The following is a 24929-nucleotide window of genomic DNA, read 5'->3' as shown; positions in this document are numbered from 1 at the left end:
TTAACGTACCTTCAGCGTTGCCAGGCCAATCAGCACCAGCATCAGCGAAATAATCCAGAAGCGCACAATGACGCGCGGTTCCGGCCAGCCTTTCAGTTCATAGTGGTGATGGATAGGCGCCATCCGGAAGATGCGCTGACCGCGCAGCTTGAAAGAGCCTACCTGCAGGATCACCGACAGGGTTTCAACCACGAACACACCGCCCATGATCACCAGCAGGAACTCCTGGCGCAGCAGCACGGCAATAATGCCCAGCGCGCCGCCCAGTGCCAGAGAACCGACGTCGCCCATAAAGACCTGCGCCGGGTAGGTGTTGAACCACAGGAAGCCTAAACCTGCGCCGACAATCGCCGTGCAGACGATCACCAGCTCACCGGCGTGGCGCAGATAAGGAATATGCAGATAGCTGGCGAAGTTCATGTTGCCGCTCGCCCACGCCACCAGGGCAAAGCCCGCCGCGACGAAGACCGTTGGCATAATGGCCAGGCCATCAAGACCGTCGGTCAGGTTTACCGCGTTGCCGGTACCGACAATCACAAAGTAGGCCAGCAGAATGTAGAACAGGCCCAGCTGCGGCATCACATCTTTAAAGAACGGCACCACCAGCTCGGTAGCGGGGGTGTCTTTTCCTGCCAGATAGAGCGCGAAGGCCACGCCCAGGGCAATCACCGACATCCAGAAATACTTCCAGCGGGCGATCAGACCTTTGGTGTCTTTACGTACTACTTTGCGGTAGTCATCGACAAAACCGATAATCCCGTATCCGATCAGCACCACCAGCACGCACCAGACGTACGGGTTTGACGGGTAAGCCCACAGCAGCACCGACACCACAATCGCGGTGAGGATCATAATGCCGCCCATGGTCGGCGTACCGCGTTTACTGAAGTGTGATTCCGGGCCGTCGTTACGTACTACCTGGCCGAAAGAGAGTTTTTGCAGACGGGCAATCATGCGCGGACCCATCCACAATGAGATGAACAGCGCAGTCAGCAGGCTGACGATGGCGCGAAACGTCAGATAGGAAAAGACGTTAAAGCCGGAATAATATTTGACCAAATGCTCGGCCAGCCAAACTAACATGTCCCATTCTCCTGTAAAGCGTGCACAACCTCTTCCATGGCAGCACTGCGTGAACCTTTCACTAAAACTGTCACAATTTGTTGTTCTGCAACCAGTGCCTTAAGGCGAGCGATCAACGCCGCTTTATCGGCAAAGTGCTCACCGACGCCGCTGGCCTGGCTGATAAATTTGCTGAGATGACCGGCGCTTAATACGCGATCGATACCGGAGGCTTTTGCCGCCTCGCCCACTTGCTGATGGCAGGTTTCGCTTTCATCGCCCAGCTCGGCCATATCGCCGACGACCATCACGCGATAGCCAGGCATCTCAGACAGCACCTGTACGGCGGCAGTCATGGAGCCGACGTTGGCGTTGTAGGAGTCATCCAGCAGCAGTTTGTTTTCCGCCAGCGGGATCGGGAACAGGCGTCCGGGAACGGCTTTGAGGTTTGCCAGCCCGCTTTTGATAGCAGACAGCGGCGCGCCGACGGCCATCGCCAGCGCACTCGCCGCCAGAGCGTTGGCGATGTTGTGGCGGCCCGGCAGCGGCAGCAGTACGTCCACATTCCCCGTTGGGGTCTGCAACGTAAATTCGGTGCCGTGAGAGGTCACATGAATGTTGTTGGCGGTGAAGTCGCTGTTCGCAGCATTAGGCGAGAAGCGCCAGGTTTTGCGATCCCCGATAACGCTTTGCCAGTTCAGCCAGTCGTTGTTGTCGGCATTCATAATGGCGATGCCGTTGGCTGGCAGGCCGGTATAGATCTCGCCCTTCGCTTTTGCCACGCCTTCGAGCGAGCCGAAGCCTTCCAGATGTGCCGCCGCCAGGTTATTCACCAGCGCCGCTTCCGGTTGCGTCAGGCTAACGGTCCAGGCGATTTCACCCTGGTGATTGGCACCGAGTTCGATTACCGCAAACTCATGCTCGCGGGTCAGACGCAGCAGCGTCATCGGTACGCCAATATCGTTGTTCAGATTGCCTGCGGTATAGAGAGTATTGCCACACTGGGTGAGGATGGCGGCCGTCATCTCTTTAACGGACGTTTTACCAGAGGAGCCGGTCAGCGCCACAACGTGCGTCGGAACCTGCTGGCGAACCCATGCCGCCAGTTCACCAAACGCCAGACGGGTATCTTTTACCACCGCCTGCGGCAGGTCGATATCCAGTTTACGGCTGACCAGCAGCGCACCTGCGCCCGCGGCTTTCGCCTGCTCAGCAAAATCGTGCGCATCGAAACGCTCACCCTTAAGCGCCACAAACAGGCAGCCGGGGGTGATTTTACGCGTGTCGGTGGTCACCGCATCGAAACTCATCTCATCGCCGCTGACGTCTGCGCGCAGGATCGTCGCAAGCTGGCTTAGCGTTACGCTGATCATGCCATTACTCCCAGCAGACGCGCCGCGGTTACACGGTCGGAGTAATCCAGACGGTTGGTGCCGACAATCTGATAATCTTCGTGGCCTTTACCGGCCAGCAGCACCACATCGTTCTCGTTAGCCTGCATGATGGCGTTAGTCACCGCTTCTGCGCGGCCTTCCACCACGCGGGCACGGCCCGCATCCAGCATACCGGCCAGAATGTCGTTGATGATGGCGCGCGGCTCTTCGGTGCGCGGGTTGTCATCGGTCACGACCGCGATATCCGCGAATTGTTCAGCAATGGCACCCATCAGCGGACGTTTGCCTTTATCACGATCGCCGCCGCAGCCAAAGACGCACCACAGTTTACCGGCACAGTGCAGGCGCGCGGCTTCCAGCGCTTTCTCCAGCGCATCCGGCGTGTGGGCATAATCCACCACCACCGTCGGTTTGCCTGGGGCGGTGAAGACTTCCATGCGTCCGCAAACCGGCTGCAGGCGCGCGGAGGTACGGAGCAGTTCCGCCAGCGGATAACCCAGCGCCAGCAGGGTCGCGAGAGCCAGCAGCAGGTTGCTGACGTTGAATGCCCCCATCAGGCGACTCTCGATTTCCCCCTCACCCCAGCTCGAAGCAAAGCGAATGGTCGCACCGCTATCGTGATAGGTCACGTCGGTGGCCTTCAGCCAGCGGCCGTGGCAGTTCGGATTGATATGATCGGCCATGGAGACCGCAACGGCATCCGGCAGTTTAGCCAGCCAGCGGCGGCCGACGTCGTCATCGGCGTTGATGATCGCCTGACCGCAGTGATGCGTGGCATACAGCTGCCATTTCGCCGCTTCGTAGTTTTCCATGTCGCCATGGTAATCGAGGTGATCCCGGCTCAGGTTAGTGAACACAGAGGCGGCAAATTTCAGCGCCGCGACACGGTGCTGTACCAGCCCGTGAGAAGAGACTTCCATCGCCGCGAAGGTCGCGCCCTGCCCTGCCAGACCGGCGAGCACGTGCTGTACGTCAACGGCAGAGCCGGTGGTATTTTCCGTTGGGTTCACTTTGCCCAACAGACCATTACCCACGGTCCCCATCACCGCGCTGGTTTCACCCAGCAGTTGCGCCCACTGCGCCATCAGCTGCGTGGTGGTGGTTTTACCGTTGGTGCCGGTTACGCCAACCAGACGCAACCGGTCTGAGGGTTCGTTATAAAAACGTCCCGCCAGCGCAGAGAGACGTTCATTCAGCTGGCTGAGATAGATGACCGGCACGCCATGCATTTCACGGACTTCACCGTCAGTGGCCTCATCTTTTGCCTCAGCAATAATGGCAGCAACACCTTGCGCTATCGCCTGCGGGATATACCGACGCCCGTCCGCCTGATGACCTACGACTGCCACAAAAAGATCGCCCGAGGCAGCCACACGGCTGTCGAGTACCATCTCTCGCAGTTCTCTCGCAGGTAAGCCTGTTACCCACGGAGCAAGAAGGTCGCGCAAATTACGATCTGCCACCTGTTCCCTCGCCTTGATTAATTACAAATTCACTTTTCTCGCCCGTTGCCAGCGCATCCGGCTCGATGTTCATGGTGCGCAGTACGCCGCCCATGATGGCACCGAAGACCGGCGCGGAAACGGCGCCACCGTAGTATTTACCCGCCTGTGGATCGTTGATGACGACCACCAGCGCAAAACGCGGATTACTCGCAGGCGCAACGCCTGCGGTATATGCAATGTATTTATTGATGTAGCGGCCATCTGGCCCGACTTTTTTCGCCGTACCGGTTTTGATCGCGATGCGATAGCCTTTGATCGCCGCCTTCACGCCGCCGCCGCCGGGCAGCGCCACGCTTTCCATCATGTGAACGACGGTACGGACGATCGATTCCGGGAAGATACGCTCACCGGGAACCGGGGGATCAACTTTGGTAATTGAGAGCGGGCGATAGACGCCATAGCTGCCAATCGTTGCATAGACACGCGCCAACTGTAACGGCGTTACCATTAGCCCGTAGCCGAAAGAGAAGGTGGCCCTCTCTATGTCAGACCACCGTTGTTTTTGAGGATATAAGCCACTGCGTTCTCCGACCAACCCCAAATTGGTCGCCTTTCCCAGCCCAAAACGTGAGTAAGTTTCTACCAACGCTGAGGACGGCATCGCTAACGCCAGCTTAGAAACGCCAACGTTACTCGACTTCTGTAAAACCCCGGTGAGGGTCAATTCGCTGTAACGCGCCACGTCTTTGATCTCGTGACCGTTGATGCGGTAAGGCACGGTATTCAACACGGTGTTTTCATTGACGATACCGCGCTGCAGGGCGGTCATCACCACCATCGGTTTCACCGTTGAACCCGGCTCGAAGACGTCGGTAATGGCGCGGTTACGCATGGCGTCTTTGGCCGTGCCGGTAAAATTGTTCGGGTTGTAAGAGGGGCTGTTGGCCATCGCCAGCACTTCACCGGTGCTGACATCCACCAGCACGGCGCTGCCGGATTCCGCTTTGTTAAAGGCAACGGCGTTATTCAGCTCACGGTAGACCAGCGCCTGTAAACGCTCGTCAATACTCAACGCCAGGTTGTGCGCCGCCTGGCTGTCCGTGGAAGAAATATCTTCAATCACGCGACCATAGCGGTCTTTACGCACCACGCGCTCGCCCGGCTGACCGGTCAGCCACTTATCGAAACTCTTCTCAACGCCTTCAATCCCCTGACTGTCGACGTTGGTAAAGCCAATCAGGTGGGCGGTCACTTCTCCGGACGGGTAGTAGCGACGCGACTCTTCACGCAGGTGAATGCCGGGCAGCTTCAATTTTTTGATGTAGTCGGCCATGTCAGGGTTTACCTGACGTGCCAGATAGATAAAGCGCCCTTTCGGGTTAGCATTGACGCGAGCAGCCAGCTGATCGAGTGGCATTTTCAGCGCGTCAGAGAGTGCCTTCCAGCGGTTATCCAGGGAGATCCCGCCAGCGTCATGCAGCTCTTTTGGATCCGCCCAGATCGCTTTCACCGGTACGCTGACCGCCAGCGGGCGGCCAGAACGGTCGGTGATCAGGCCACGCGATGTCGAGACTTCCTGAACGCGCAGGGAGCGCATATCGCCCTGGCGCACCAGCATGTCGGGGGCAATGATCTGCAGCCACGCCACGCGTCCCAGCAGGAAACCCAGCGCCAGTAAAATGCAGCCGCACAGCAACGCAAAACGCCAGCTGATAAAGCTGGCCTGTTCTTCCTGACGTTTTGGTTTTAGCGCCTTCGCCGCGGATTTCATGCGTCGCGTTTTTCCTTATTTTTGTACTACGATATTTTCCTGAGAGGGATCAACATGCTGCATCTGCAGCTTTTCCGTTGCGATCCGTTCCACCCGGCTGTGATCGCCGAGCGCATTTTCTTCAAGGATCAGATTTCGCCACTCGATATCCAGCGCATCACGCTCCAGCACCAGCTGTTCGCGCTGCGCCGTTAACAAACGGGTATGGTGCGCGGTGGTCACGACGGTGATCGCCGACACAATGATGCAAATAAACAGGCACAGTGGCAGCTTGCCGAAACGCAACAGATCGTCCCAGATCACGCCCGGCAACGCATGACGCTCGTTGCTGCCTAACGTCTCTTTGACCTTGCTTAAGGTGCCTGCCACTTTGCCGATCATGCACTCGTCCTTTCTGCAATACGCAGCACTGAACTACGGGCGCGTGGATTCTCTTCCACTTCTGCCTCGCCCGGCATTAACTTGCCCAATGCGCGCAGCTGACGGCCACCCAGCTTTTTAAGCTGCTCTTCCGTCATCGGTAAACCGGCTGGCACCTGCGGACCGCGGCTTTGCTCGCGCATAAAACGCTTCACGATGCGATCTTCCAGCGAGTGGAAGCTGATAATCGACAGGCGACCACCCGGCGCGAGTACGCCAAGCGAACTTTTCAGCGCCTGCTCGATCTCCTCGAGCTCGCTGTTCACCCAGATGCGAATCGCCTGGAAAGTACGGGTGGCGGGATGTTTGTACTTATCCTTCACTGGCGTTGCCGCCGCAATGACTTCTGCCAGCTCTTTGGTGCGGGTCATCGGCTCAATGCGGTTGCGCTCAACGATGGCGCGTGCGATACGCTTGCCAAAACGCTCTTCGCCAAAGGTTTTGATCACCCAGGCGATATCCGCTTCATCAGCCGTTTGCAGCCACTCGGCGGCGGACTGGCCGCGCGTTGGATCCATACGCATGTCCAGCGGACCGTCGCGCATAAAGGAGAAGCCACGTTCAGCGTCATCAAGCTGCGGTGAGGAGACGCCAAGATCGAGAAGAATGCCGTCGATCTTGCCGGTTAAATCGCGCTCGCTGACGTAATCAGCCAGCGCAGAGAAAGGACCATGAACAATAGAAAAGCGTGGATCATCAATGGTTTTTGCCACGGCAATGGCCTGCGGATCGCGATCGATCGCCAGCAAACGGCCTTCCGCGCCCAGTTGGGAGAGGATTAAACGTGAGTGGCCACCCCGGCCAAAAGTGCCATCAATATAGATGCCATCAGGACGAATATTCAGGCCATTGACGGCCTCATCCAGTAGCACCGTCGTATGTTTATAATTTTCCATCATATTTATAGAGACAAATCCTGCAATCGTTCCGACAATGTCGCGGAATCAGACTGCTCAGCGTCGATATCTTCCTTGACCCGTTGATACCAGGCCGTTTCATCCCACAGTTCAAACTTATTGAACTGTCCGACCAGCATCACTTCTTTTGTCAGACCCGCATGCTGCCGCAGCACTGGCGCAATCAATAAACGCCCCGCACTATCCATCTGACATTCACTGGCATGACCCAATAACAACCGCTGCACGCGGCGTTCCTGCGGGTTCATGCTCGACAGTCGAGACAGCTTTTGCTCAATGATTTCCCATTCAGGCAAGGGGTAAAGCAACAGGCAGGCGTGGTTGATGTCAATGGTGCAGACCATTTGACCAGAAGCGCTCTCGTTCAGCTGGTCGCGATATCGGGTTGGTACCGACAAACGCCCTTTGCTGTCGAGATTGACTAACGTCGCTCCACGGAACATGCCAGTCTCACCCCTCCTCACCACTTTTACCCACAAATTCCCACTTAAGGGAGTTTACGGAGCGATGGAAAAGCTTGTCAAGCCAGGACTTCCGCGACATCAGTCTAAATGTTACTGATTTACGAACGGAAGTTAATCAGGCTATTAACCGTACAACTGGCGAGGCAAAATTAACGTGATGAATATTTGTGAGAAAAAACTCCAATATGCAGAGCAGCGTTAAAAATCACTCATTTCGTCGCAACCAAATATAAAGTGTCAGTTTGCGACGCGGGCGGCATTTTAAGCCATATCGTCAGGGGTGAACAGCGCCAGATTCAACGCTGCCGCCGCGTCGAACGCTGATAAGCGGATGGCGGAAAATTCAGGGGGCAAAAACGGTTGATAATTCAGCAATGATGATCGGTTGTGTAACAAAATAATACAAATAATGTCATTAATGGCTTTTAAATAAACATGAAAAGAAGTTTTAAATAGCAAAGTGAAATAAAAAGGCTGTGAGCCGATGTTTTTTATAGAATTATCTTAAAAAGAATAAGGGCATTCCTGAACGGATTAATAGCAATAAATTCAGGGCAGTTTCCACTGCCCTGTATCTCTTATGACCGGCTCAATATGCCGCGACGATAGAGGTTACGACGGATGCGCGTCAGGCCCGGTTTAGGCTTACGCGGCTCATCGAGACTCGCCAGCACAATCTCCAGCACCCGTTCTGCCACGTCACGATGACGCTGGGCGACTGCCAGCACCGGGCACTGCAGGAAATCGAGCAGTTCGTGATCGCCAAAGGTCGCAATCGCCAGATCGGACGGCAGCTTACCTTCGCGGCGCAGCGTCACGTCCATCACCCCTTGCAACAGGGCAAAAGAGGTGGTGAACAGCGCCTGTGGCATCGGATGGGTTTCCAGCCACTTCTCGAACAGCTGCGCCGAGGCTTCGCGCTCGTAACTGTTGGCATAGAGGAAATCCACTTTACGGGGATCGTCTTTCCAGGCGGTGCGGAAACCCTGCTCGCGCAGAAAGCTCACGGAGAGTTCCGGCAACGCCCCCAGGTAGAGGACATTTTCCGCCGGGAAGGTACGCAGCTCTGCCGCCAGCATTTCAGCATCGTCCTGATCGGCACCCACCACGCTGGTGAAATGTTCGCGATCTAATGCACGGTCGAGGGCGACAATCGGGAAGGAATCATTAGCCCAACGCTGATAGAAAGGATGCTCCGGAGGTAACGAGGTTGAAACGATAATGGCATCGACCTGGCGCTGGAGGAGATGCTCGATGCAACGCATTTCGTTATCGGGCTGATCTTCTGAGCAGGCGATCAACAGTTGATAGCCGCGCTGACGCGCCTGACGCTCAAGATAGTTGGCGATCCGGGTGTAACTGGTGTTCTCCAGATCCGGGATCACCAGGCCGATCGAACGGGTACGCCCGGCACGCAGACCTGCTGCGACAGCATTCGGATGGTAGTTATGTTCACGAACCACTGCCATGACTTTCTCAACGGTCTTGTCGCTGACACGATACTGCTTCGCTTTACCGTTAATCACATAGCTTGCCGTCGTTCGCGACACACCGGCGAGCCTGGCGATTTCATCCAGTTTCACAATTACCCCTTAAAAAAAAGAAAAGAGTCCATGACCTCGTCAGGGTTATGGCTAAATCTTGTAACATCTAAACGCAGAATAGTCTGTGCGGCAACCGCTTTTGTCGCGACACCGGCATCGGTGCGCAAAAAAAAGCCCGGTTAATCGCACCGGGCAATAGAGAGGCGAACTTTTTATCCTTAACGCATCACTTTGTCGCCGCGGGAAAGTCCCACAACGCCTGAACGCGCCACTTCGACAATTTTTGCCACATCCCGCACCGAAGCGAGAAAAGCATCCAGCTTATCGCTGGTGCCGGCAAGCTGAACGGTGTAGATAGACGGTGTGACATCGATGATCTGCCCGCGGAAGATATCCGCATTGCGTTTCACCTCTTCACGTCCGTAACCGGTGGCCTGAATTTTCACCAGCATGATTTCACGTTCAACGTAGGCCCCCTGCCCCAACTCGCTGACGCGTAACACATCCACCAGTTTGTGCAGCTGCTTTTCGATCTGCTCCAGCACCTTGGCATCGCCCACCGTCTGGATGGTCATGCGGGAAAGCGTGGGATCGTCTGTCGGCGCTACCGTCAGGCTTTCAATATTGTAGCCACGCTGTGCAAAGAGCCCAATCACGCGCGACAGCGCACCGGACTCGTTTTCCAGTAATACAGATAATATCCGGCGCATCAGGTTCTCTCCGTTTTGCTTAACCACATTTCATCCATACCGCCGCCGCGAATATGCATCGGATAAACATGCTCGGTGCCATCCACAACCACATCGACAAAGACCAGACGGTTATTTTTAACGTGCTCAAGGGCTTCACTGAGCTTCGCTTCCAGCTCTGTCGGATGACTGATACGCATACCAATGTGGCCGTAAGCCTCTGCCAGACGAACAAAATCCGGCAATGAATTCATATAGGACTGCGAATGGCGACCGGAATAGATCATATCCTGCCACTGCTTCACCATCCCCAGATAGCCGTTGTTCAGATTGAGCACCAGCACCGGCAGCTCGTACTGCAGCGCGGTGGAGAGCTCCTGAATGTTCATCTGGATACTGCCATCACCGGTCACGCAGACCACCGTCTCTTCCGGTAATGCCAGCTTTACGCCCAGCGCGGCGGGCAGGCCAAAGCCCATGGTGCCCAGACCGCCGGAGTTGATCCAACGACGTGGCTTATCAAACGGGTAATAGAGGGCGGCAAACATCTGGTGCTGGCCGACGTCCGAGGTCACGTAAGCGTCGCCTTTGGTCAGACGCCAGATAGTTTCAATCACCGCCTGCGGCTTGATGTTCTCGCTTTGGGTATCGTATTTCAGGCACTGACGCGCACGCCACTGCTCAATCTGCAGCCACCAGTCACGAATATCGTCGAGCGGCTGGGCATAATTTTCCTGCGCCAGCAGCTCCAGCATCTGATCCAGCACCTGACGCGCATCGCCCACAATTGGCACATCCGCCGGCACGGTTTTGGAAATCGAGGTGGGATCGATGTCAATGTGCAGCACCGTGGCATCAGGACAATATTTCGCCAGGTTATTGGTGGTGCGATCGTCAAAGCGCACCCCAACGGCAAAAATAACGTCGGAGTTGTGCATCGTCATATTGGCTTCGTAAGTGCCGTGCATACCGAGCATGCCGAGCGCCTGACGATGGGAAGCCGGGAACGCCCCGAGCCCCATTAATGAGGAGGCCACCGGCAGGTTCAGCTTTTCGATAAGCGCACGCAGCTGCGTTTCGCACTGGGCGTTCACCGCCCCGCCGCCAACATAGACCACCGGCTTTTTGGCCGCTATCAGGGTTTGCAGGGCACGCTTAATCTGCCCCTTATGACCCTGGGTAGTAGGGTTATACGAACGCATGCTGACCGACTCCGGCCAGACATAAGGCAATTTATTGGCCGGGTTGAGAATATCTTTCGGAAGGTCCACCACCACCGGCCCCGGACGCCCGCTGGCCGCCAGCCAGAAGGCCTTTTTCAGCACGCCCGGAATATCTTCCGTCTGCTTGACCAGGAAACTGTGTTTCACCACCGGACGGGAGATGCCGACCATGTCGCACTCCTGAAAGGCATCATAGCCAATCAGCGAGGTTGCAACCTGACCGGAGAGCACCACCATCGGAATGGAATCCATATAGGCGGTAGCGATACCCGTAATGGCGTTCGTCGCGCCAGGACCCGATGTCACCAGCACGACCCCCACTTCACCTGTCGCACGTGCCAGTCCATCAGCCATATGTACGGCGGCTTGCTCATGACGCACCAGGACGTGATCGATACCGCCAACGGTATGTAGTGCGTCGTAAATATCGAGGACCGCGCCTCCAGGGTAACCGAACACTTGCTTCACGCCCTGATCGATTAACGATCGGACGACCATTTCGGCGCCAGACAACATCTCCATGATTTGCCTCCAGGCTTATCGTTTCAGACGGACAGGAGAAATATGCACTGCGCCGTCTTTTTTGTCAGGGTTACCCCTGGCGATTTTTATTGTGCAGAGTGACAGTTACCATAACCGCTCGCCGGAAGGCAGGCAATTAGCAAACCCCGGCTGGCGCAGGATCACAAAAGAAGAAAAACGAGGTATTAATATTTGTTATGGATAAATCGACTACGAGAACGAAGGTGAGTGAGCGTTCATCATTTAAAATGGGGGCGGCACAGTAATTCATGCATTTTTACGGCCAGCAAAGGGCAGTGAAAATATCCTCAACAGAATAAAATTTCAGAAACGAAAAAAAAGTCAGGATAAATAACAATAATACTGAAATTTATCCTGACCACATTTATCGACGGCAGACGCTAACCAACAGCTCTTCCATCCACTGATGACCTTTATCGCGACCGGCCGCTTCATGCCATGAGAGATAGCAGGTGCGTGAGTTAAGGTTCAGCGGCAACGGCATAATCCGCAGGCTCAGCGGCTCGGCAAACTCTTCAGCCAGCCAGCGCGGGGCGATGGCAACCAGGTGAGTTTGCGAGACGATATTTAATACGCTGACCATCGCCATCCCCTGGTAAGCTACACAGGCCTGCTTATCTGGCGTGTCATACCATGGCTGGCTAAAAGAGGCGTAGCGATCGAGCGCAACAACCGCATGCTGTTCGCGATAAATATCGCTCTCCTGCAGCATACCATTAAGGCGCGGATGCGTTTTGCTGGTAACCAGTACCATTTCATCCTTGAATAACGGTACGCAAGAAAATTCGGGGCGACGAAATTCTTCGTAGCCAATAACAAACTCCGTTTCCTGATACCGCAGCTGATGTTCCGTATTCTGGTTAAGGGATGACTTAAAAACCAGCTGAATATTGGGTGCAACTTCCTCCACCTTATTGTAAATAAGTGAGGTCAGATAATTATCCAGAGGGCTGCAAACGCACAGATGGAAAACACGCTCGCTGCTGCGCGAGTCGAACCCGGAACCCGGTAGTTCATTCTGCACAAGCTGAAGCGCCTGCCGTACCGATGCAAACAACTGATAGGCACGGGCTGTAGGCTGAATGCCACGGCCATAACGAACGAATAATTCGTCATTAAACATAACCTTGAGTCTTGCAACGGCATTGCTGACAGCCGGCTGAGACATCCCCAGCGACTGGGCGGCACGCGTAATATTTTGTTCCTGCATGACCGCATCGAAAACCGTTAAAAGATTCAGGTCCACCGTACGGAGCTGTGGTTTTGCCCCCTCTGATACAGGCGATTTTTCGCTACTTTCTTCACACATATCCTGCTCCATTGTCACGCTGAACTCCTTTCCTCGTGTGTAACAATAAATTTTGAAAATATGATTTATCACGCATATAAAACAAGCTAAAGAGAAATGTTACAAATTAGGAATATATAAATACCCGCCAGCCGTGACAGGACTCAGACATAAGATAAGAAAACATGTTTAAAAAACAATAAAACATACTAATTAGTTTATGTTGCGAATGAAACCATAGATCACGCAAATAAACAATATGGCTTCTCGTTAAGGCTCATTTAAGTTTTAATGAAATATTAACAGCAACTTAATTAAATTATTTAACAATTCATTATCAGGCCAATCACCTTACAACCTGTAACAACGCAATTATCATGATAACTTAATGAAAGTTAAAGGATTCAAAATGATGACTTATTGTTCCTGGATTTTAAGCAATTGCAATAAAGTATATGCAAACGATTCAACTGATAAATTCGCACACATAATTCAGAATAAGAAAATGGCAGAAAAGGGAAAAACCAGCACAATAAGCTAATTGTTTCCACCCGGGTCTTGCGGGTGAATGGGGGTTTTCGCCTGGCAGGGGTTGACATCAATCCGCGTATCCAGTACCACTAAAAGCATATCTTATTTATCTGGAGCTGATTCATGATTCGCAGCATTCGTTTCACCGGTCTACTACTACTAAACGCATCCACTGTGCGCGGTAGACTGGCGGGCGAAATTCAGCGTTGAATCGTTCTCTGGTTAAGACAAAAAACCCGCGCCACTGCGCGGGTTTTTTTATGCTCGTAGCAAGGCGCCCAAATTCAGACAAGGACCTAACCCATGAGCCAGCAAGTCATTATTTTCGATACGACCTTACGTGACGGTGAACAGGCATTACAGGCAAGCCTGAGCGTTAAAGAGAAATTGCAGATTGCTCTGGCCCTTGAACGTATGGGCGTAGACGTCATGGAAGTGGGCTTCCCGGTCTCTTCTCCAGGTGATTTTGAATCTGTTCAGACTATCGCCCGCACCGTCAAAAACAGCCGTGTGTGCGCCCTGGCGCGCTGCGTTGAGAAAGATATCGACGTGGCCGCCGAGTCGCTGAAGGTCGCCGAAGCCTTCCGTATTCACACCTTTATTGCTACCTCGCCGATGCATATCGCCACCAAGCTGCGCAGCACCCTGGATGAGGTGATCGAGCGCTCCATCTATATGGTGAAACGCGCCCGCAACTATACCGACGACGTTGAATTCTCCTGTGAGGACGCAGGCCGTACGCCAATTGAAGATTTGGCTCGTGTGGTTGAAGCGGCCATCCGTGCCGGTGCCACCACCATCAACATCCCGGACACCGTCGGCTACACCATGCCGTTTGAGTTCTCCAATATCATTACCGGGCTGTATGAGCGTGTGCCGAATATTGATAAAGCGATTATCTCCGTTCACACCCACGACGATTTAGGCCTGGCTGTCGGCAATGCCATTGCCGCGGTCCACGCCGGGGCGCGTCAGGTTGAAGGTGCCATGAACGGTATCGGTGAGCGCGCGGGCAACTGTTCGCTGGAAGAGGTGATCATGGCGATCAAGGTGCGCAAGGACATCATGAATGTGCATACCCGCATCAATCACCAGGAGATCTGGCGCACCAGCCAGACCGTCAGCCAGATCTGCAACATGCCGATCCCGGCGAACAAAGCGATTGTGGGCACTGGCGCCTTCGCTCACTCCTCCGGTATTCACCAGGACGGCGTGCTGAAGAACCGCGAAAACTACGAGATCATGACGCCGGAATCGATCGGTCTGAATCAGGTGCAGCTGAACCTGACCTCCCGCTCTGGCCGTGCGGCGGTTAAACACCGCATGGAAGAGATGGGCTATAAAGAGACCGACTACAACATGGATCATCTGTACGACGCCTTCCTGAAGCTGGCCGATAAAAAAGGCCAGGTATTTGACTACGACCTGGAAGCGCTGGCGTTTATCAACAAGCAGCAGGAAGAGCCAGAGCATTTCCGTCTGGACTACTTCAGCGTGCAGTCGGGTTCAAGCGACATCGCGACCGCCTCCGTCAAGCTGGCCTGCGGTGAAGAAGTTAAAGCCGAAGCCGCCAACGGCAACGGTCCGGTCGATGCCATCTACCAGGCCATTAACCGCGTCACTGAATATGACGTTGAGCTGGTCAAATATGACCTGACGGCGAAAGGCCAGGGCAAAAACGCGCTGGGCCAGGTAGACATCGTGGTCAACTATAACGGCCGCCGCTTCCATGGCGTGGGCCTGGCGACCGATATCGTCGAATCCTCCGCCAAAGCCATGGTTCACGTCCTGAACAATATCTGGCGCGCCGCAGAAGTAGAAAAAGAGTTGCAACGCAAAGCTCAGAATAAAGAGAACAATAAGGAAACCGTGTAATGTCGAAGAATTACCATATTGCTGTGTTACCGGGCGACGGAATTGGTCCCGAAGTTATGGCACAGGCGCTGAAGGTGCTGGACGCTGTTCGCACCCGTTTTGCGATGAAAATTACCACCAGCCACTACGATGTGGGCGGTATCGCGATCGATAACCACGGTACGCCGTTGCCGCAGGCAACCGTGACCGGCTGTGAGAATGCCGACGCGGTTCTGTTCGGATCCGTAGGTGGCCCGAAATGGGAACACCTGCCACCAGCCGAGCAGCCAGAGCGCGGGGCGCTGCTGCCACTGCGTAAACATTTCAAGCTCTTCAGCAACCTGCGCCCGGCCAAACTGTACCAGGGGCTGGAAGAATTTTGCCCGCTGCGCGCCGATATCGCCGCCAACGGCTTCGACATTCTGTGCGTCCGTGAGTTGACCGGCGGCATCTACTTTGGTCAGCCGAAAGGCCGCGAAGGCAGCGGTCAGCACGAAAAAGCGTTTGATACTGAGGTGTATCACCGTTTTGAGATCGAACGTATCGCCCGTATCGCGTTCGAATCTGCCCGCAAACGCGGCCATAAAGTGACCTCTATTGATAAAGCTAACGTGCTGCAATCCTCCATCCTGTGGCGCGAAATCGTTAACGAGATTGCTCAGGAGTACCCGGACGTTCAGCTGGCACATATGTACATCGACAATGCCACCATGCAGCTGATTAAAGATCCGTCCCAGTTTGACGTCCTGCTCTGTTCCAACCTGTTCGGGGACATTCTCTCTGACGAGTGCGCGATGATCACCGGCTCCATGGGAATGCTGCCATCCGCCAGCCTGAACGAAGAAGGTTTTGGTCTGTACGAACCGGCTGGCGGATCCGCACCGGATATCGCGGGTAAAAACATCGCCAACCCGATCGCGCAGATCCTCTCTCTGGCGCTGCTTTTGCGCTACAGCCTGGATGCTAACGAGGCGGCTACCGCGATCGAAAACGCCATCAACCGCGCCCTGGAAGAGGGTGTGCGCACCGGCGATTTAGCCCGCGGCAACGCGGCGGTCAGTACTGAAGAAATGGGCGATATCATTGCCCGCTATGTCGCTGAAGGGGTGTAATCATGGCGAAGACGTTGTACGAAAAAATTTATGATGCTCACGTGGTCTATGAAGCGCAGAACGAAACCCCGCTGCTCTATATCGATCGCCATCTGGTGCACGAAGTGACCTCGCCACAGGCGTTCGATGGCCTGCGCGCGCACAAGCGTCCGGTGCGTCAGCCGGGCAAAACCTTCGCCACGATGGACCATAACGTTTCAACCCAGACTAAAGACATCAACGCCTCCGGTGAGATGGCGCGCATTCAGATGCAGGAGCTGATCAAGAACTGCAACGAGTTTGGCGTTGAGCTGTACGATCTGAACCACCCTTACCAGGGCATCGTCCACGTGATGGGCCCTGAGCAAGGTATCACCCTGCCGGGCATGACCATCGTTTGCGGCGACTCCCATACCGCGACCCACGGCGCGTTTGGTGCGCTGGCCTTCGGTATCGGCACCTCCGAAGTGGAACATGTGCTGGCGACCCAGACCCTGAAACAGGGTCGCGCGAAGACCATGAAAATTGAGGTCACCGGCGAGGCCGCACCGGGCATCACTGCCAAAGACATCGTGCTGGCAATCATCGGTAAAACCGGTAGCGCAGGCGGCACCGGACATGTGGTGGAGTTCTGCGGCAGCGCAATCCAGGCCCTGAGCATGGAAGGCCGTATGACCCTGTGCAACATGGCCATTGAGATGGGTGCGAAAGCCGGTCTGGTTGCGCCTGACGAAACGACCTTTAACTATGTGAAGGGGCGTTTGCACGCGCCGAAAGGCCAGGATTTTGACGACGCGGTCGCGTACTGGAAAACCCTGAAAACCGACGAGGGTGCGGTATTCGACACCGTGGTCACTCTGCAGGCCGAAGCGATTGCGCCGCAGGTCACCTGGGGCACTAATCCGGGGCAGGTTATCTCTGTTAACGACAGCGTTCCCGATCCGGCCTCGTTCGCCGATCCGGTTGAGCGCGCCAGCGCAGAGAAAGCGCTGGCCTATATGGGGCTGAAACCGGGCGTACCGCTGACCGACGTGAGCATTGATAAAGTGTTTATTGGCTCCTGCACCAACTCGCGCATCGAAGATCTGCGCGCCGCGGCAGAAGTGGCGAAAGGCCGTAAAGTGGCGCCGGGCGTGCAGGCGCTGGTGGTTCCAGGCTCCGGCCCGGTCAAAGCGCAGGCGGAAGCTGAAGGTCTGGATAAGATTTTCATTGAAGCAGGCTTTGAATGGCGTCTGCCGGGTTGCTCCATGTGTCTGGCGATGAATAACGACCGCCTGAACCCTGGCGAGCGCTGCGCTTCCACCAGCAACCGTAACTTTGAAGGTCGTCAGGGGCGCGGTGGGCGCACGCATCTGGTCAGCCCGGCGATGGCCGCGGCAGCCGCAGTGACTGGCCACTTCGCCGATATTCGCAGCCTGAAATAAGGAGACCATCATGGCAGAGAAATTTACCCAACATACTGGCCTGGTGGTCCCTCTGGACGCGGCTAACGTCGATACCGACGCCATCATTCCAAAGCAGTTTTTGCAGAAGGTAACCCGCACCGGTTTTGGCGCGCACCTGTTTAACGACTGGCGTTTTCTGGACGACAAAGGCGAAGTGCCAAATCCGGAGTTCGTGCTGAACTTTCCTGAGTACAAAGGCGCATCTATCCTGCTGGCGCGGGAAAACTTCGGCTGTGGCTCATCGCGCGAGCATGCGCCGTGGGCGCTGACCGATTACGGTTTCAAAGTGGTAATTGCCCCGAGCTTTGCCGACATCTTCTACGGCAACAGCTTCAACAACCAGCTGCTGCCGGTCACGTTGAGTGATGAACAGGTCGACGAACTGTTTACGCTGGTGCAGGGCAACCCGGGCATGACCTTTGAAGTGGATCTGGAAGCGCAGGTCGTAAAAGCCGGGGATAAAACCTACAGCTTTAATATCGACGCGTTCCGCCGTCACTGCATGATTAACGGTCTGGACAGCATCGGACTGACCCTGCAACACGAAGAGGCCATCGCTGCCTACGAGAGTAAGCAGCCAGCATTTATGGGCTAATCGCTTAGCCCTCACGCTAAAGAGTCCATTGCACAGTCAATGGACTCTTTTTTATTCAGACATCTTTTACCCGCCAGGTGAGCACCAGCGTCACCAGCGAAATCCCTGCTATAACCATGTAAACCACAGAGTGGCCGTAGCTTTGCGCCAGCGCGCCCTGAATCACCCCCGCCAGAATCACGCCGGTAGAGATACTGTTGGTAAACAGCGTGGTTGCCGACCCCGCCCTGCCCGGCATCAGATCCTGGAACCAGAGCATGCCAATCCCGGCGATGATGCCAATAAAGATCGCGTTAAAGAGTTGCAGGCCAAGCAAGGCCTCGCGGCTGTGAAAGAGGATCAGGCCCAGATAAAAGAGCACGCCCGCCGCCACCGCGATCACCATCATCCGCCGTTTACCGACGTGTTTGACGTAATAACCTGCAAGGATCATTGCCGGAATTTCCAGCCCGGCGGCAGTCCCCATTAAGATCCCGGCCAGCTTGTCTGGCAGCCCCAGATCGCTGCTGATCCACAACGGCATGTCGATGATATACATGGTGTTACAGGTCCACATTAGCGTGGACGCGATAAACAGCCTGCGGACATTTTTGTCTTTCCAGCCGCTTACCTCCGTCACCGGAACAGCGGTCACCGATTCCACCCTGGCCACAGAAGGCAGCGCGAAGGCGATCAGCGCCAGGCTGATGGCAAAAATGGCCGCCGCAATAGAGAACATGGTGGTAAAGCCGTAGTTAAGCGCCAGCATAAACGCCAGCGGCGGACCGATGACCCATGCCAGCGAAAGCTGCGCACGCATCACCGAGCTAAACATCACCACCTCACGCGCAGAGCTGTCGGCATATTCCCGCGCCAGAGCAAACAGCTGCGGCATGGCGGTGTTGGCAATTGAGGCCAACAGCACACCGCAGGTTAATAAGGTCAGGTAGTGGCGGTTAAAGGCAAACAGCAGCGCGTTGCCAATCGCCATCGCGCAGCAAAAAAGGATCAGCTTGCGGCGATCGCCCTGGCTGTCCGAACGCTTCGCCAGCCCCAGGCTGACCAGGATCCCGGCGACGGCGTTGACGGTATAGAACAGCCCCACCCAGAACGGTTGGGCGCCCACCTCGCGGCTCAGGAACAGACTCAGGGTCGGCGCCTGCAGTGCTCCGGCTACGCCCATCATAAAAGCCACCATCAAAAAAGCGGCATACACACCGTTTAGACGGCGTCCCATCGTCATTAACCAGAGCATTCACTGTTCCTTTAGCGCACGAGAAAACGAAAAAAGCCAGCAGATGATACCTGCTGGCGTGGTGATTCGCACCAATACTCAGTCACACATGATCGAAGCAATTCAGCGTTCCGAGGTCGACGTTGTCACCTCCCACTGCATCAGCTCTTCCAGTATTTTCAGCCGCTGCTCTGCACACCGGCGGGCCAGCCAGGACACTCCCTTTGTCGCTGAGAAGTACTGTTGGTAAAACTGATTTGTGGCAGACCTCTTCATATTTACCTCCTCGCTTCATCGAAGTGAATTATTGGCTTAATATAGGGATTAATAAATTGCTGATTTTTTGTCAGGAGTTCCCCTTTTATGCCCTCTGGTCGTCTGCAACAACAATTTATCCGCCTGTGGCAGTGCTGTGACGGCCAGACCCGGGAGACCACGCTCAGCGAACTGGCCGACTTGCTCAACTGTTCGCGCCGTCATATGCGTACCCTGCTTAATACCATGCAGCAGCAGGGCTGGCTGAGCTGGGAAGCGGAGGCCGGGCGCGGCAAGCGCTCGCGTCTCACCTTTTTGTATACCGGCCTTGCGCTACAGCAGCAGCGGGCGGAGGATCTGCTGGAACAGGACCGCATCGAACAGCTGGTGCAGCTGGTCGGCGATAAAGCCGCGGTGCGTCAGATGCTGGTTTCCCACCTGGGCCGCAGCTTCCGCCAGGGCAAGCACATCCTGCGGGTACTCTATTATCGCCCGATGAAAAACCTGTTGCCGGGCAGCGCATTACGGCGCTCCGAAACCCATATGGCGCGCCAGATCTTTAGCGGGCTGACGCGCATAAATGAGGAAAATGGGGAACTGGAAGCTGACATTGCCCACCACTGGCAGCAACTTTCCCCGTTGCACTGGCGCTTTTTCTTGCGGCCTGGCATCCATTTCCACCATGGACGCGAGCTGGAGATGGCCGACGTCATTGCCACCCTGCAGCGTGCCCGCGAATTGCCCCTCTATTCACACATCAGCCAGGTCCAGTCACCCACCGCCTGGACGCTCGATATTCAGCTTACGCAGCCCGACCGCTGGCTGCCGTGGCTGCTGGGGTATGTGCCGTCGATGATCCTGCCGCGGGAGTGGGAAACGATGCACAACTTTGCCAGCCTGCCGGTAGGTACCGGGCCATATGCCGTTTCCCGTAATAACAACAACCAGCTGAAGATCCGCGCCTTCGACGATTACTTCGGCTACCGGGCGCTGATTGACGAGGTGAACGTCTGGGTGTTGCCGGATATTAACGAAGAGCTGAGCGTCGGCCTGACCCTGGAAGGGCCCACCGAGGGAGAAAAGGCGGTGGAAAGTCGGCTTGAAGAGGGCTGTTATTATCTGCTGTTTGACGCCCGCTCTCACCGCGGGGCCAGCGCAGAGGTCCGCCAGTGGGTAAGCCGGATCCTCTCCCCGGCGAACCTGATCTACCAGGCTGAGGAAGTGTATCAGTCCTACTGGTTCCCGGCGTATGGCCTGCTGCCGCGCTGGCACCATGCCCGTCCGGGACGCGGCGATAAACCAGCCGGGCTGGAGAGCCTCACCCTGACCTTCTACCGCGAGCATATTGAACACCGGGTGATCGCCAGGATGATGAGCGAACTGCTGGCCGCCGAGCAGGTAACGCTGAACATTCAGGAGGTCAGCTATGAGGAGTGGCATCGCGGAGAGATCGTGAGCGACATCTGGCTCAACAGCGTTAACTTCACCCTGCCGCTGGATTTCTCGCTGTTCTCACATCTCTATGAGGTGCCGCTTCTGCAAAACTGTATTGAGCGCGACTGGCAACAGGACGCCGCCGAGTGGCGCGCGGGTGAGATGAATCTTGCGGTCTGGTGCCAGCAGTTGCTCGCCCAGCAGGCGATCGTCCCGCTGATCCACCACTGGCTGATGATCCAGGGCCAGCGCAGTATGCGCGGCTTGCGCATGAATACGCTGGGGTGGTTTGATTTTAAATCGGCGTGGTTTGCGCCACCGGAACCATAACACTTTCGTAATATTCACCAAATCATTACAATACCGCCGTTCTCAACGGGGTGCTGCGCGAAAGCGTGTGCTGAGAAAATACCCGTCGAACCTGATCCGGATAACGCCGGCGAAGGGATTTGAGGCTGTTACTCAAAATCCTTTGCCACTCTCAAACAATGAGGTGCAAAGTGTTCAAAACTGTTCTTCCCCTGTTGGCGCTGGTTGCGCTGCCTGCCGTGGCCAGTCCTGTCCTGACGGTCTACACCTACGACTCTTTCGCTGCCGACTGGGGCCCGGGCCCGGCGGTCAAAAAAGCCTTTGAAGCCGACTGCAAGTGCGAGCTGAAGTTCGTGGCGCTGGAGGATGGCGTCTCGCTGCTGAACCGCCTGCGCATGGAAGGCAAAAACAGCAAAGCCGACGTGGTGCTGGGGCTGGATAACAATCTGCTGGAAGCGGCCACCCAGACCGGGTTGTTCGCTAAAAGCGGCGTGCCGACCGATGCGGTTAACGTCCCAGGCGGCTGGAAGAACGACACCTTTGTGCCTTTCGATTACGGCTATTTCGCCTTCGTCTACGACAAAAACAAGCTGAAAAATCCGCCAAAGAGCCTGAAAGAGCTGGTTGAAAGCGACCAGAAATGGCGTGTGATCTACGAAGATCCGCGCACCAGCACCCCGGGGCTGGGTCTGCTGCTGTGGATGCAAAAGGTCTACGGCGACAAGACCCCGGAAGCCTGGCAGAAACTGGCCGCCAAAACGGTCACCGTGACCAAAGGCTGGAGCGAAGCCTATGGCCTGTTCCTGAAAGGGGAGAGCGATCTGGTGCTGAGCTACACCACCTCCCCGGCGTACCACATCATTGCCGAGAAAAAAGAGAACTACGCCGCCGCTGACTTTGCTGAAGGCCACTATCTGCAGGTTGAGGTCGCCGCCCGGACCGCAGCCAGCAAACAGCCGGAGCTGGCTGAGAAGTTCCTGAAATTTATGGTCTCGCCGTCGTTCCAGAATGCCATCCCGACTGGCAACTGGATGTACCCGGTGACCAATGTGACGTTACCGGCAGGTTTTGACACTCTGGTGAAACCGCAAACCACGCTGGAATTTACCCCGCAAGAAGTGGCCGGGAAACGTGCAGCATGGATCAATGAATGGCAACGCGCCGTCAGCCGTTAATCGCCGGCTGGTTGCTGCCGGGGCTGCTGGCCGCCACGCTGATGGTGGCGGTCGCCCTGGGCGCATTTCTGGCGCTGTGGTTTAACGCGCCAGCCACCGATGTCGCGGCGCTGCTGCACGACAGCTATCTGTGGCACGTCATCCGCTTCTCGTTCTGGCAGGCGTTTCTCTCCGCCCTGCTCTCCGTCGTGCCCGCGATATTTCTTGCCCGCGCGCTCTACCGGCGTCGCTTCCCGGGCAGGCAGGCGCTGCTGCGCCTGTGCGCCATGACCCTGATCCTGCCGGTGCTGGTGGCGGTATTTGGCATTCTCAGCGTTTACGGGCGTCAGGGGTGGCTGGCCGCGCTATTCCAGGCGCTCGGGCTGGAGTGGAGCTTCTCGCCCTATGGCCTGCAGGGGATCCTGCTGGCGCACGTTTTTTTCAACATGCCGATGGCAACGCGCCTGCTCTTACAGGCGCTGGAGAATATCCCCGGCGAACAGCGTCAGCTTGCCGCCCAGCTCGGGATGCGCGGCGGGTCATTTTTCCGCTTCGTCGAGTGGCCGTGGCTGCGCCGCCAGATCCCGCCCGTCGCCGCGCTGATCTTTATGCTCTGCTTTGCCAGCTTCGCCACCGTGCTCTCGCTCGGCGGCGGGCCGCAGGCCACCACCATCGAGCTCGCTATCTATCAGGCCCTGAGCTACGACTACGATCCGGGCCGGGCAGCCCTGCTGGCGATGGTGCAGATGGTCTGCTGCCTGGGGCTGGTGATGCTGAGCCAGCGGCTGGGGAAAGCTATCCCCGTCGGCACCAGCCAGCTTGCTGGCTGGCGCGATCCGCAGGATAGCCTGCGCAGCCGCCTGACCGATGGCCTGCTTATTACCCTGGCGCTGCTGCTGTTGATCCCACCGCTGCTGGCGGTCGTGGTCGATGGCCTGAACCTGAATTTGCTGTCGGTGCTGCAACAGCCGGTACTGTGGCAGGCGCTGGGCACTTCGCTGCGCATTGCGCTGGGCGCCGGGCTGCTCTGCGTTCTGCTGACCATGATGCTGCTGTGGAGCAGCCGGGAGCTCTATGCCCGGCAGGCGACGGTGGCCGCGCAGGCGCTGGATCTCAGCGGCATGCTGATCCTGGCGATGCCCGGTATCGTGCTGGCGAGCGGCTTTTTCCTGCTGTTCAACAGCACCGTTGGCCTGCCCGAATCGGCCGATGGCATTGTCATCTTCACCAACGCCCTGATGGCGATTCCGTATGCGCTGAAAGTGCTGGAAAATCCGATGCGCGACCTCAGCGCCCGCTATACCCTGCTTTGCGACTCGCTGGGAATGCACGGCTGGCAGCGGCTGAAGGTGGTAGAGCTGCGCGCCCTGAAGCGCCCGCTGGCCCAGGCGCTGGCCTTTGCCTGCGTACTGTCGATCGGCGATTTCGGGGTGGTGGCGCTGTTTGGCAATGATGATTTCCGCACCCTGCCGTTCTGGCTCTATCAGCAGATCGGCTCGTATCGCAGCCAGGACGGGGCCGTCACGGCGCTGCTGCTGCTGCTGCTCTGCTTTGCGTTATTTACCGTTATCGAAAAACTACCGGGGCGTGATGTTAAAACTGACTGATGTAACCTGGCTTTATCAGCACCTGCCGATGCGCTTCACCTTGTCCGTGCGCCGGGGCGAACTTATCGCCGTACTCGGCCCCAGCGGCGCCGGGAAAAGCACCCTTCTCAATCTGATCGCCGGTTTTCTGCAACCGGCAAACGGCAGCATCACCCTTAACGGTCACGATCACACCCGTACGCCGCCTGCTGCGCGCCCGGTGTCGATGCTGTTTCAGGAAAACAATCTCTTCACTCACCTGAACGTGCGCCAGAACATTGGTCTGGGCATGCATCCCGGTCTCAGACTGAATGCTGTGCAACAGCAGAAGCTAAGCGACATCGCGCTGCAGATGGGGATCGGCGATCTGCTGGAACGGCTGCCGGGTGAGCTGTCGGGCGGTCAGCGCCAGCGCGTCGCGCTGGCGCGCTGTCTGGTGCGTGAACAGCCTGTCCTGCTGCTGGACGAGCCCTTTTCGGCACTCGATCCCGCCTTACGTCAGGAGATGTTGCTGCTGGTTAAAGAGGTATGTGAACGTCAGAACCTGACGATGCTGATGGTGTCGCACAGCGTGGAAGATGCGCTCAGAATCGCCCCCCGGTCGGTGGTAATTGCCGATGGCCGTATCGCCTGGGATGGCGATACGGAACAGCTGGCAAGCGGAAACGCGAGCGCGTCGCGCCTGCTGGGGATCCACTGACG

General features: G+C 56.3%; 22 protein-coding genes and 1 riboswitch. Of the genes, 9 read left to right on the top strand and 13 right to left on the bottom strand.

Translation table 11 applies throughout. From position 1 onward, the window contains the following. The 11 genes from mraY to leuO form a co-directional block, all read right to left on the bottom strand. Positions 1 to 1083 (bottom strand): phospho-N-acetylmuramoyl-pentapeptide-transferase, encoded by a 1083-nt coding sequence (gene mraY, locus GNG26_RS03430; RefSeq protein ID WP_103823246.1) that lies wholly within the window; start codon positions 1081 to 1083, stop codon positions 1 to 3. Continuing rightward, positions 1077 to 2435 carry a UDP-N-acetylmuramoyl-tripeptide--D-alanyl-D-alanine ligase gene (murF, locus tag GNG26_RS03425; protein WP_156237810.1) on the bottom strand — a complete coding sequence of 453 codons (1359 nt, stop codon included), beginning with the start codon at positions 2433 to 2435 and terminating at the stop codon, positions 1077 to 1079. Before murF ends, mraY begins: the two co-directional genes overlap by 7 nt. Then, positions 2432 to 3919 carry a UDP-N-acetylmuramoyl-L-alanyl-D-glutamate--2,6-diaminopimelate ligase gene (gene murE, locus GNG26_RS03420; protein WP_156237808.1) on the bottom strand — a complete coding sequence of 496 codons (1488 nt, stop codon included), beginning with the start codon at positions 3917 to 3919 and terminating at the stop codon, positions 2432 to 2434. Before murE ends, murF begins: the two co-directional genes overlap by 4 nt. Continuing rightward, positions 3906 to 5672 (bottom strand): peptidoglycan glycosyltransferase FtsI, encoded by a 1767-nt coding sequence (locus tag GNG26_RS03415; RefSeq protein ID WP_114315899.1) that lies wholly within the window; start codon positions 5670 to 5672, stop codon positions 3906 to 3908. The genes murE and GNG26_RS03415 overlap by 14 nt, the downstream gene beginning before the upstream one ends. 15 nt (positions 5673 to 5687) lie before the next feature. After that, on the bottom strand, positions 5688 to 6053 hold the full coding sequence (gene ftsL, locus GNG26_RS03410; RefSeq protein WP_103823242.1) for a cell division protein FtsL: 366 nt from the start codon (positions 6051 to 6053) through the stop codon (positions 5688 to 5690). Further along, positions 6050 to 6991, bottom strand: a complete 942-nt coding sequence (gene rsmH / locus GNG26_RS03405) for a 16S rRNA (cytosine(1402)-N(4))-methyltransferase RsmH (protein ID WP_103178263.1) — start codon at positions 6989 to 6991, stop codon at positions 6050 to 6052. Before rsmH ends, ftsL begins: the two co-directional genes overlap by 4 nt. 2 nt (positions 6992 to 6993) lie before the next feature. After that, the gene (mraZ, locus tag GNG26_RS03400; RefSeq protein ID WP_103178262.1) at positions 6994 to 7452 is read right to left on the bottom strand and encodes a division/cell wall cluster transcriptional repressor MraZ; all 459 of its coding nucleotides are present in this window, start codon (positions 7450 to 7452) and stop codon (positions 6994 to 6996) included. Between the two features lie 599 nt (positions 7453 to 8051). Beyond that, positions 8052 to 9056 (bottom strand): catabolite repressor/activator, encoded by a 1005-nt coding sequence (gene cra, locus GNG26_RS03395; RefSeq protein WP_103823241.1) that lies wholly within the window; start codon positions 9054 to 9056, stop codon positions 8052 to 8054. A 179-nt stretch (positions 9057 to 9235) separates the two neighbouring features. Beyond that, a complete protein-coding gene (gene ilvN, locus GNG26_RS03390) occupies positions 9236 to 9727 on the bottom strand; it encodes an acetolactate synthase small subunit (protein WP_032616525.1) in 492 nt (163 codons plus the stop codon). Then, positions 9727 to 11451, bottom strand: a complete 1725-nt coding sequence (gene ilvI / locus GNG26_RS03385; RefSeq protein WP_156237806.1) for an acetolactate synthase 3 large subunit — start codon at positions 11449 to 11451, stop codon at positions 9727 to 9729. The genes ilvN and ilvI overlap by 1 nt, the downstream gene beginning before the upstream one ends. 385 nt (positions 11452 to 11836) lie before the next feature. Beyond that, complete coding sequence (leuO, locus tag GNG26_RS03380; protein ID WP_139157125.1) at positions 11837 to 12781, bottom strand: transcriptional regulator LeuO; 945 nt, start codon at positions 12779 to 12781, stop codon at positions 11837 to 11839. Positions 12782 to 13414: 633 nt separating this feature from the next. On the opposite strand from leuO, the gene leuL reads away from it, so the two are divergent. The 5 genes from leuL to leuD all read left to right on the top strand — a co-directional run bounded on the left by leuL (position 13415) and on the right by leuD (position 18276). Continuing rightward, a complete protein-coding gene (gene leuL, locus GNG26_RS22780) occupies positions 13415 to 13501 on the top strand; it encodes a leu operon leader peptide (RefSeq protein ID WP_103178258.1) in 87 nt (28 codons plus the stop codon). A 93-nt stretch (positions 13502 to 13594) separates the two neighbouring features. Next, complete coding sequence (gene leuA, locus GNG26_RS03370) at positions 13595 to 15166, top strand: 2-isopropylmalate synthase (protein WP_103823238.1); 1572 nt, start codon at positions 13595 to 13597, stop codon at positions 15164 to 15166. After that, positions 15166 to 16257 carry a 3-isopropylmalate dehydrogenase gene (leuB, locus tag GNG26_RS03365; protein ID WP_103823237.1) on the top strand — a complete coding sequence of 364 codons (1092 nt, stop codon included), beginning with the start codon at positions 15166 to 15168 and terminating at the stop codon, positions 16255 to 16257. Before leuA ends, leuB begins: the two co-directional genes overlap by 1 nt. 2 nt (positions 16258 to 16259) lie before the next feature. Further along, on the top strand, positions 16260 to 17660 hold the full coding sequence (leuC, locus tag GNG26_RS03360; RefSeq protein WP_103823236.1) for a 3-isopropylmalate dehydratase large subunit: 1401 nt from the start codon (positions 16260 to 16262) through the stop codon (positions 17658 to 17660). 10 nt (positions 17661 to 17670) lie between these two features. Further along, positions 17671 to 18276 (top strand): 3-isopropylmalate dehydratase small subunit, encoded by a 606-nt coding sequence (gene leuD, locus GNG26_RS03355; RefSeq protein WP_114315903.1) that lies wholly within the window; start codon positions 17671 to 17673, stop codon positions 18274 to 18276. 55 nt (positions 18277 to 18331) lie between these two features. Here leuD and GNG26_RS03350 read toward each other — a convergent pair whose 3' ends face one another. After that, positions 18332 to 19510 (bottom strand): sugar efflux transporter, encoded by a 1179-nt coding sequence (locus GNG26_RS03350; protein ID WP_156237804.1) that lies wholly within the window; start codon positions 19508 to 19510, stop codon positions 18332 to 18334. 102 nt (positions 19511 to 19612) lie between these two features. Beyond that, positions 19613 to 19765 carry a glucose uptake inhibitor SgrT gene (gene sgrT / locus GNG26_RS03345; protein ID WP_103178252.1) on the bottom strand — a complete coding sequence of 51 codons (153 nt, stop codon included), beginning with the start codon at positions 19763 to 19765 and terminating at the stop codon, positions 19613 to 19615. An 87-nt stretch (positions 19766 to 19852) separates the two neighbouring features. Here sgrT and sgrR point away from each other — a divergent pair, with 87 nt between their 5' ends. The 4 genes from sgrR (at position 19853) to thiQ (ending at position 24927) form a co-directional block, all read left to right on the top strand. Beyond that, on the top strand, positions 19853 to 21508 hold the full coding sequence (gene sgrR, locus GNG26_RS03340) for an HTH-type transcriptional regulator SgrR (protein ID WP_156237802.1): 1656 nt from the start codon (positions 19853 to 19855) through the stop codon (positions 21506 to 21508). Between the two features lie 36 nt (positions 21509 to 21544). Then, positions 21545 to 21644: riboswitch (TPP riboswitch) on the top strand. A gap of 34 nt (positions 21645 to 21678) precedes the next feature. Continuing rightward, the gene (gene thiB / locus GNG26_RS03335) at positions 21679 to 22662 is read left to right on the top strand and encodes a thiamine ABC transporter substrate binding subunit (protein WP_156237800.1); all 984 of its coding nucleotides are present in this window, start codon (positions 21679 to 21681) and stop codon (positions 22660 to 22662) included. Continuing rightward, on the top strand, positions 22638 to 24248 hold the full coding sequence (gene thiP, locus GNG26_RS03330; RefSeq protein WP_103823231.1) for a thiamine/thiamine pyrophosphate ABC transporter permease ThiP: 1611 nt from the start codon (positions 22638 to 22640) through the stop codon (positions 24246 to 24248). Before thiB ends, thiP begins: the two co-directional genes overlap by 25 nt. Next, on the top strand, positions 24232 to 24927 hold the full coding sequence (gene thiQ / locus GNG26_RS03325) for a thiamine ABC transporter ATP-binding protein ThiQ (protein ID WP_103823230.1): 696 nt from the start codon (positions 24232 to 24234) through the stop codon (positions 24925 to 24927). The genes thiP and thiQ overlap by 17 nt, the downstream gene beginning before the upstream one ends. The last annotated feature ends 2 nt before the right edge of the window (positions 24928 to 24929 follow it).

This window comes from Leclercia sp. J807, assembly GCF_009734465.1.
Classification (GTDB): Bacteria; Pseudomonadota; Gammaproteobacteria; order Enterobacterales; family Enterobacteriaceae; genus Enterobacter.
Note: the sequence above shows the minus strand (reverse complement) of the source record. Positions and strands in the feature narration are given on the sequence as shown.